The sequence below is a fragment of the Fictibacillus aquaticus genome (assembly GCF_002245695.1).
Classification (GTDB): Bacteria; Bacillota; Bacilli; order Bacillales; family Fictibacillaceae; genus Fictibacillus; species Fictibacillus aquaticus.
In genome coordinates this window covers 1-6,584 of record NZ_NOII01000057.1, presented here as the reverse complement: position 1 = coordinate 6,584, position 6,584 = coordinate 1, and the positions used below count along the sequence as shown (strand labels likewise).

Sequence of the window (6,584 nt, the reverse complement as noted above, 5' to 3'; positions counted from 1 at the left end):
AGACTGCCATCCTTTTTCACCTGATAGCTGAACATGGCAACATAAGAAAGATGCTTTTCTGCTTCCTTCAAATCTTTTATCGCCTGTTTTGGCTCTATTGGCTCAAGAAAGCCGATCGTTTCAATTTTTGGCCGTTTGTGTGCTGTTTCTGATTTTTTGATATCAGGCCCTGTATTTTTATCGTTCGATATCTTTCGCGGGCTATGGCTGCCCATGCTCTTTGGAGCAGCTTCGCCTTTTTTCATTTCTTCCTTCCCGCATCCGCCGAGCAAAAGAGCTCCGGCCGCAGCAAGAATAAGCATTTTTTTCATACAAAAACCTCCTCTTTTTCTTTAGGTTTCCGAAAGAGGAGGCAGGCTATTCTTATTTCAAATTTTCAGGGTTGAGGGCTTGAAGCTCTTCTGGTACGAACAATCCGTCTTTGCGGATCAATACACCATCAAACCACATTTCTCCACCGCCGTATTCAGGGCGCTGAATGCTGACGATGTCCCAGTGTACCTGTGAGTTATTGCCATTATATGATTCATCTCGGTATGATTGGCCAGGTGTGAAATGGAAGCTTCCGGCAATCTTCTCATCGAAAAGTATATCGTTCATTGGCTCAAGAATATAAGGGTTGACGCCGATCGCAAACTCTCCGATATAACGGGCTCCTTCATCACTATCGAGAATCTCGTTCAATTTCTCGCTGTTGTTCGCAGATGCTTCAATGATTTTTCCGTTTTCAAACACGAATTTTATATCTGTAAAGTCCGTTCCTCTGTAAGATGTCGGCGCGTTGTACGTAATCGTTCCGTTAACCGAATCCTTTACAGGTGCTGTATAGATTTCCCCGTCAGGAATGTTGCACTCTCCAGCACACTTGATCGACCCTTGGCCTTTGATCGAGAATGTGAGGTCTGTTCCCTCACCTTTAATCTGAACCTCATCCGTATCATCCATCAGCTTTTTAAGTGCATTCATCGCTTTGTCCATCTTTCCATAATCGAGCGTACACACTTGAAAGTAAAAATCTTCAAAGTCATCAAGAGACATTCCAGCTTTTTGAGCCGCACCTGTACTTGGATAGTTAAGCAGCACCCATTTTGTATGATTGATCAGCTGGTCAAGCACCGGTCTCATGACCTTTCCGCTAAGCTGCTGTTTTTCTGAAGGAATGTTTGCACCTTCACGTGAATTATTTCTGCCAGAGATACGGATGCTTGCCTGAATATCTTTATACTCCTGCATGTTCCATTTTTTCTGCGTTTCCATTCTCTCTTCTGTTGCGCCTTCAGCTAGCAGGCGGGCAATCTCTTCATCATAAAGCTTAACGTACGGATAAGCGCCTTTTTCGTATATTTGCTTGATCAGCTCTTTAACAAGAGGTTTTCCTTCTCCAGAAACTTCAATCAGAATGCGCTCACCTTCCTGAAGATTAACAGAATGATTAAGCAGCACCTTAGCCAAGTTCTCATTGCGCGGATCTCTCACAAAAAAGCCCCCTTTTTATTTTTAAACTGACTGTTTAGTTTATTTTATGTTACTGGAAAGTTTTTGTAAACTTTTTGATTGTTTTCATGCTCTTCAATAAAAATTAGGATTTCTCGGCCGCCATAAAATTAGCGATAATGTTGTTCACCACCGCTGTCTTTAATTGGCTCTATGTCGTTTTTCTATGTATGAGTGAAAAAGGAAGCTCTCTCTTTTCTGGCTTTTCGGATGAAAGAAGCTTGAATGCCTCTTGGCCCATTTCAAGCAGCGGCAGTTCAACTGAACTGATCTCAAGTGATTCCGCGAGGTGCTGATTGTCATATGAAAGAAGTGCAAGTTCGTCTGGGACCACTACGCCATTTCTGCGGCATTCATTCAAGATGCCCGCTGCCACATAGTCGTTCGTCACAAGAAGAGCATCCGGCCTGCTGCTGTTTTCCAAAATGCACCGCACGATTTCTTCTCCGTCTTCAATATTTAACGCATTATAAAATACAAATTCTTCACTGCATGCCTGTTTATACGCGGTAACCCTTTGTGAAGTGTTTGTCCCGCTTTTCCTGTTTAATGTAAGACCGATTTTGCGGTAACCGCTCTGTTTTAAGTGCTCGATTCCTGCCAATATGGATGAATGATGATCGATATAAACACATTGCAGATCAGAAGTTTCCTCGCAAAGAACGATAGGACCGTGTTTTGAGTATGACTTGATAACAGACAGCGGCAGCGTCCGGGAGCAGACAATCAGCCCGTCCAGCTGTTTTCCTTTCAGACTTTCCAATGCTTCCCGTTCTTTATCGTCTTCATAGTTTGTCTGAAACAGCATGATATGGCTATGGGTAACGGAAGCCTCACGGGCGATGCCATTTAATATCAGACTGAAAAAAGGCTGATGAATATAAGGCAGCACAACACCTACAACATGAGTCTTTCCTTTTGATAGGTGAACGGCGTTCAGGTTTTTATGAAAATTGAGTGATTCCACAGCCTCCATGACAGCCTTTCTCTTCTCATCGGACACATATGGATGATCGTTCAGCACCCTCGATACAGTTGAAACCGATACGCTGGCCGCTTTGGCGATATCTCTGATGTTTGCCATACCTCACCTCCAAATTTCTATTTGCTATGAAACGCGTTTCATACTTTATAGTGTAAAACAAATAAAGCAAAACGAGGAGGTTTTTCAAATGTTAGGGATACTTTCAATAGCCGGCATGTGCGCTGTGATCTGGGTCGGTGCTTATTTTACAGTAAGAGATGAAAAGTAATCCGTGAAGCATCCATCAAGAAGGACCGGCACTTCTACATGTGTGTTAAGCTGGCGGCAAAACTCGACATCTGCCGGGTACCCTCGTTCAATCAATTCTCTGCCGCTGCCGCACGCTGTAATCAAATCTGAAAGCTTGTGCTGGCAAGATGAGAATGCAGCCGCGCACACATCAGCTTCAGGCGAAAAACGGCCATGAAGTGTCTGAAGTATCGCACCTGCACCAAGATAATCTTCTATGCCAGGCCTCATCCCGTTCTCAGACGGCAGCGGACTGTCCCATCGTTCTCCGCATGGAACAATGGTGATGGCTCTGCCTGTCTTTTCCTGAAGCTCATTTGCCGCTTTTGCTGCAGCTGCTGCGTTAACGAGCGACCCTATTAAAAGAGCTGGAACACTCTTGGCTGCATCCGTACATGCCGCGCCGTTCAGTGAACAGAGGACAAACTTTTTATCTCTGTCGCTATCTTTAAAGGAAACTGGCGAAAGTGTATAGCCGGCTGTTCTAGTGGCTTCAGCCCTGCCGAGCACCATCTCGGCTCCTATTGAGTCTGCATATTTTCTGGCTTCATCATTTATTGGCGGTGGAAAAGGAAAAATATGCGCACCATTGTGAAGTGCTGCTACAGTGGTAGAAGAAAAGCTCAGCACATCCACGATGATGATAATATCACCTCGTGCTGCCGCTTCCCTTGCTCCTCTTTGCCCCCATTCTACCTTCACTTGGTAACCGCTTTGATCGAAATAGCTGGTCATATTTTACCTCCTTATTCTTTTTCCGTATTTAAGAGAATACCAGAAATATCCTATTGTTGGTAGTGTTAGAATGAGAAGTAATCGATTGATTTAGGGAGCTGATATGAATATGGCACTTCATCATTTTCATTTAAGAGCTGATTGGCCGGGGCTGAGGAACGATGTTGGAAAGCTTGAATGCGGCGGGCTTAAAACCGAAATCTCCATCCCGCCTGAAATGGACGGACCCGGGGTTGGCACGAACCCCGATGAGATGCTGCTCGGTGCGGCTGCAACATGCTTTATCATCACACTTGCTGCGATGATGGAGCGCAGCAAGCTTGTTAAAGAGGACTTGACGCTTTCATCAGAGGGTTTGGTTGAATCTGAAGGCGGAGTGATTACATATAAAAAAATCATCCACCGCCCGCACATCACGTTGCCAGCAGGTGCGGGAGATAAAGAAATCAAGCTTGCCAAAAAGCTTGCGGAAAAAGCGGAATCCTCCTGCATGATCACCCGCGCGATCAAAGGCAACGTGGAAGTCGAGCTCGAAACATCCATTTTTGTAAATGAATAAGTAAGGGGTACGGTACCATTTAAGCAAAATGGTACCGTACCCCATACAAAAGGAGGCTGACACTCTATAGTCAGCCTCCCTGTATTTTAAACTTCATATAATTCAATCGGCAGTCCGTCAGGGTCCGCAAGAAACGTAAACTTTTTACCCGTATGTTCATCCACACGGATCGGTTCCGTTTCTGCTCCCTTTTTTCTCAACACGGCTGTGCATTGTTCGATGTTGTCCACTTCAAATGCAAGATGCCGCAGTCCGGCTGCTTCCGGATAGCTCGGCCGTTCGGGAGCAGCCGGAAAAGAGAACAGCTCGATCTGATAGTGTCCGCCGACTTCCAAGTCGAGCTTGTACGAACGGCGTTCTTCACGGTAAACCTCGTTTATCGGGTTTAGTCCGAGCACGTTAACATAGAAATGCTTCGATTCCTCATAATCAGAGCAAATGATAGCGATATGGTGGACGCGCTTTAACATCGTCACGCCTCCCCCATTATTTGATTTTAGCGACCATCTTCCCTTTTACATGGCGCTCTGATAACCTTTCGAGTGCTGCCGGAACTTCCTCTAAAGAAATGACTTCTTTCAGCATCGCATCAAGTTTTCCTTCAGAAACAAGTTTTAGCATTTCATCACCAATTACGGCAAAATCCTTTTCAGCGTTAATATCTCCGCTCTGATGTCCTGCTCCCAATGCGATTTCATGGTAAGAAAATACCTTCGTGAACGGTGTCGTTTTCGTGTAATCAGGTGCTCCGGCAATATGGACGATATGCCCCATATAAGCAAGCGCATCAAGTGAATCTGTCGCGCTCTGTCTGCTCACAGCATCGACAACGGCATCTACTCCAAGACCGCCAGTCAATTCCTTTACCTTTTCTGTAACATTCTCTTCACGGTAATCGATCACATAGTCAGCACCAAGAGATTTTACATAGTCATGGTTATGTGCAGATGCAGTTGAAATAACTGTCTTTCCTTCAAGCTTCGCCATTTGTACTGCGAATCCGCCTACTCCTCCTGCTCCTCCATGAATAAGGATAGAGTTTACGTTGTTAAACGGCAGCTTGCGGAACAGTGCTTGATAAGCTGTATAGCCTGCAGTTGGAAGAGCCGCTGCGGTTTCAAACGACACGTTGTCTGGGATGCGGGAAACGGTATGCGCTGTTGTTACTGTAAATTGTGCAAACCCGCCCTTTTTCGTAAGATCAGCATGATAAACAACGCGGTCGCCTATCTTCCATTGTGTGACTCCCTCACCCTTTTCCGCTACCGTTCCGGCAACATCAAGTCCTAGAATATGAGGATAGCTCCAGTTCGGATTTCCGTTCGTTCCTGTTTTGTAATCCACTAGGTTCAGACCGGCAGCGTGAACCTCAACTAGAATTTCACCTTTACCCGGCTTTGGTGTTTCGATTTCCTCCACCTTCATCTCTTTCCATAACCCTTTATCGTGCAACAGCAATGCTTTCATATTTGATCACTCCATTTATTTTATTTCTCTCATGGTATATAATATATACTGTAAAACAGGAAAACAAGAAGGCACTTTTTAGTAACCTGCACAAAGGAGCATCACCATGAAAATGTTAAAGCCTGAGTACCATTGCGCAATCGACATGGTTATCGAGATCATCGGCGGTAAGTGGAAAGTACTCATATTATGGAATTTAAATGAAGGAGTTAAACGGTTTAACGAGCTGAAACGCGCCTTGCCAGGCATCACACAAAAAATGCTCACACAGCAGCTGCGCGAGCTAGAAGAGCATGGACTTGTTAACCGTATCGAATATGATCAGGTGCCGCCTAGAGTAGAGTACGTGACTACTGATCTCGGAAAAAAGCTGCAGCCCACTCTTTTTGAAATGTGCAAGTGGGGCGATATGTACTCCGAAGATCGCGGGATCACGATGAACCGATGCTGGACGACATATGATTTTATGGAAAAGAAGAAAGACGGCTGAGGCCGTCTTTTTCTTTTTCGTTTAGAACCAAACCTCATGCATACTTTTAAGAAATTCCTTCGTGATCGGGTACCCTGAGCTTTCCCCTATAACAGAATCAATACCGCAATAAGGACAAATTGCCGTATTTTCATCTTCATCAGCCCAGTCATCTATTTTTTCCGGGTGATAGATCTCTATACAATAAAAACATCCGCACGTGCTATCGCTTTCTAAACTTTTTCTATTAAACCTGCTGAATCGATGTGCTTCCTCAAAATGATTGATCACTTCATCCACCGTTCTGCAGCTCATCCGACCGGTGGACAAAATAGCCCTTTTTGTTCTGAAGTGCTTTTTCTACCATCCTTGAAGCGACTTGGCGCCCGCTGATCGGCCTATATTTCCTCAGCGGACCGGTAAAAAGGAAAGGCAGCTTCGTGCTGAAGCTTTCTGCGAACTTCTCTCCTCTGCGGAACTCGCTGCGATCACCAAGCAAAAGCGAAGGCTGAAAAACATGAACCGCCTTGAAAGAAAGCTTCTTTAAATCATCTTCTACCATACCTTTGACTTTGTTATAAAAGAAC

The 6,584-nt window shown here is 44.9% G+C and carries 9 protein-coding genes and 1 pseudogene; 2 read left to right on the top strand and 8 right to left on the bottom strand.

The window, feature by feature from the left end; translation table 11 throughout:
* The 4 genes and pseudogenes from CGZ90_RS19490 to CGZ90_RS19475 all read right to left on the bottom strand — a co-directional run.
* Positions 1 to 311: pseudogene (locus CGZ90_RS19490) on the bottom strand (glycosyl hydrolase family 18 protein); the annotation flags it as partial.
* A 52-nt stretch (positions 312 to 363) separates the two neighbouring features.
* Positions 364 to 1,476: an aminopeptidase gene (locus tag CGZ90_RS19485; protein WP_094254157.1), complete on the bottom strand. Its 1,113-nt coding sequence runs from the start codon at positions 1,474 to 1,476 to the stop codon at positions 364 to 366.
* Positions 1,477 to 1,645: 169 nt separating this feature from the next.
* A complete protein-coding gene (locus CGZ90_RS19480) occupies positions 1,646 to 2,578 on the bottom strand; it encodes a substrate-binding domain-containing protein (protein WP_094254156.1) in 933 nt (310 codons plus the stop codon).
* A gap of 141 nt (positions 2,579 to 2,719) precedes the next feature.
* On the bottom strand, positions 2,720 to 3,502 hold the full coding sequence (locus tag CGZ90_RS19475) for a 2-phosphosulfolactate phosphatase (RefSeq protein WP_094254155.1): 783 nt from the start codon (positions 3,500 to 3,502) through the stop codon (positions 2,720 to 2,722).
* A gap of 109 nt (positions 3,503 to 3,611) precedes the next feature.
* Here CGZ90_RS19475 and CGZ90_RS19470 point away from each other — a divergent pair, with 109 nt between their 5' ends.
* Positions 3,612 to 4,061, top strand: coding sequence for an OsmC family protein (locus CGZ90_RS19470; protein ID WP_094254159.1), 450 nt, complete (start codon positions 3,612 to 3,614; stop codon positions 4,059 to 4,061).
* 86 nt (positions 4,062 to 4,147) lie between these two features.
* Here the strand turns inward: CGZ90_RS19470 and gloA2 are convergent, their stop codons facing one another.
* Together gloA2 and CGZ90_RS19460 are read right to left on the bottom strand one after the other, a co-directional pair.
* Complete coding sequence (gene gloA2, locus CGZ90_RS19465; protein WP_094254154.1) at positions 4,148 to 4,531, bottom strand: SMU1112c/YaeR family gloxylase I-like metalloprotein; 384 nt, start codon at positions 4,529 to 4,531, stop codon at positions 4,148 to 4,150.
* 16 nt (positions 4,532 to 4,547) lie between these two features.
* The gene (locus CGZ90_RS19460; protein ID WP_094254153.1) at positions 4,548 to 5,528 is read right to left on the bottom strand and encodes a zinc-binding dehydrogenase; all 981 of its coding nucleotides are present in this window, start codon (positions 5,526 to 5,528) and stop codon (positions 4,548 to 4,550) included.
* A gap of 106 nt (positions 5,529 to 5,634) precedes the next feature.
* On the opposite strand from CGZ90_RS19460, the gene CGZ90_RS19455 reads away from it, so the two are divergent.
* On the top strand, positions 5,635 to 6,018 hold the full coding sequence (locus tag CGZ90_RS19455; protein WP_094254152.1) for a winged helix-turn-helix transcriptional regulator: 384 nt from the start codon (positions 5,635 to 5,637) through the stop codon (positions 6,016 to 6,018).
* 21 nt (positions 6,019 to 6,039) lie between these two features.
* Here CGZ90_RS19455 and CGZ90_RS21140 read toward each other — a convergent pair whose 3' ends face one another.
* Together CGZ90_RS21140 and CGZ90_RS20875 are read right to left on the bottom strand one after the other, a co-directional pair.
* Positions 6,040 to 6,288, bottom strand: coding sequence for a cytoplasmic protein (locus CGZ90_RS21140; RefSeq protein WP_094254158.1), 249 nt, complete (start codon positions 6,286 to 6,288; stop codon positions 6,040 to 6,042).
* A gap of 1 nt (position 6,289) precedes the next feature.
* Positions 6,290 to 6,584 (bottom strand): Rossmann-fold NAD(P)-binding domain-containing protein (locus CGZ90_RS20875; RefSeq protein ID WP_486598937.1); only part of this gene is annotated, 295 nt, incomplete at its 5' end.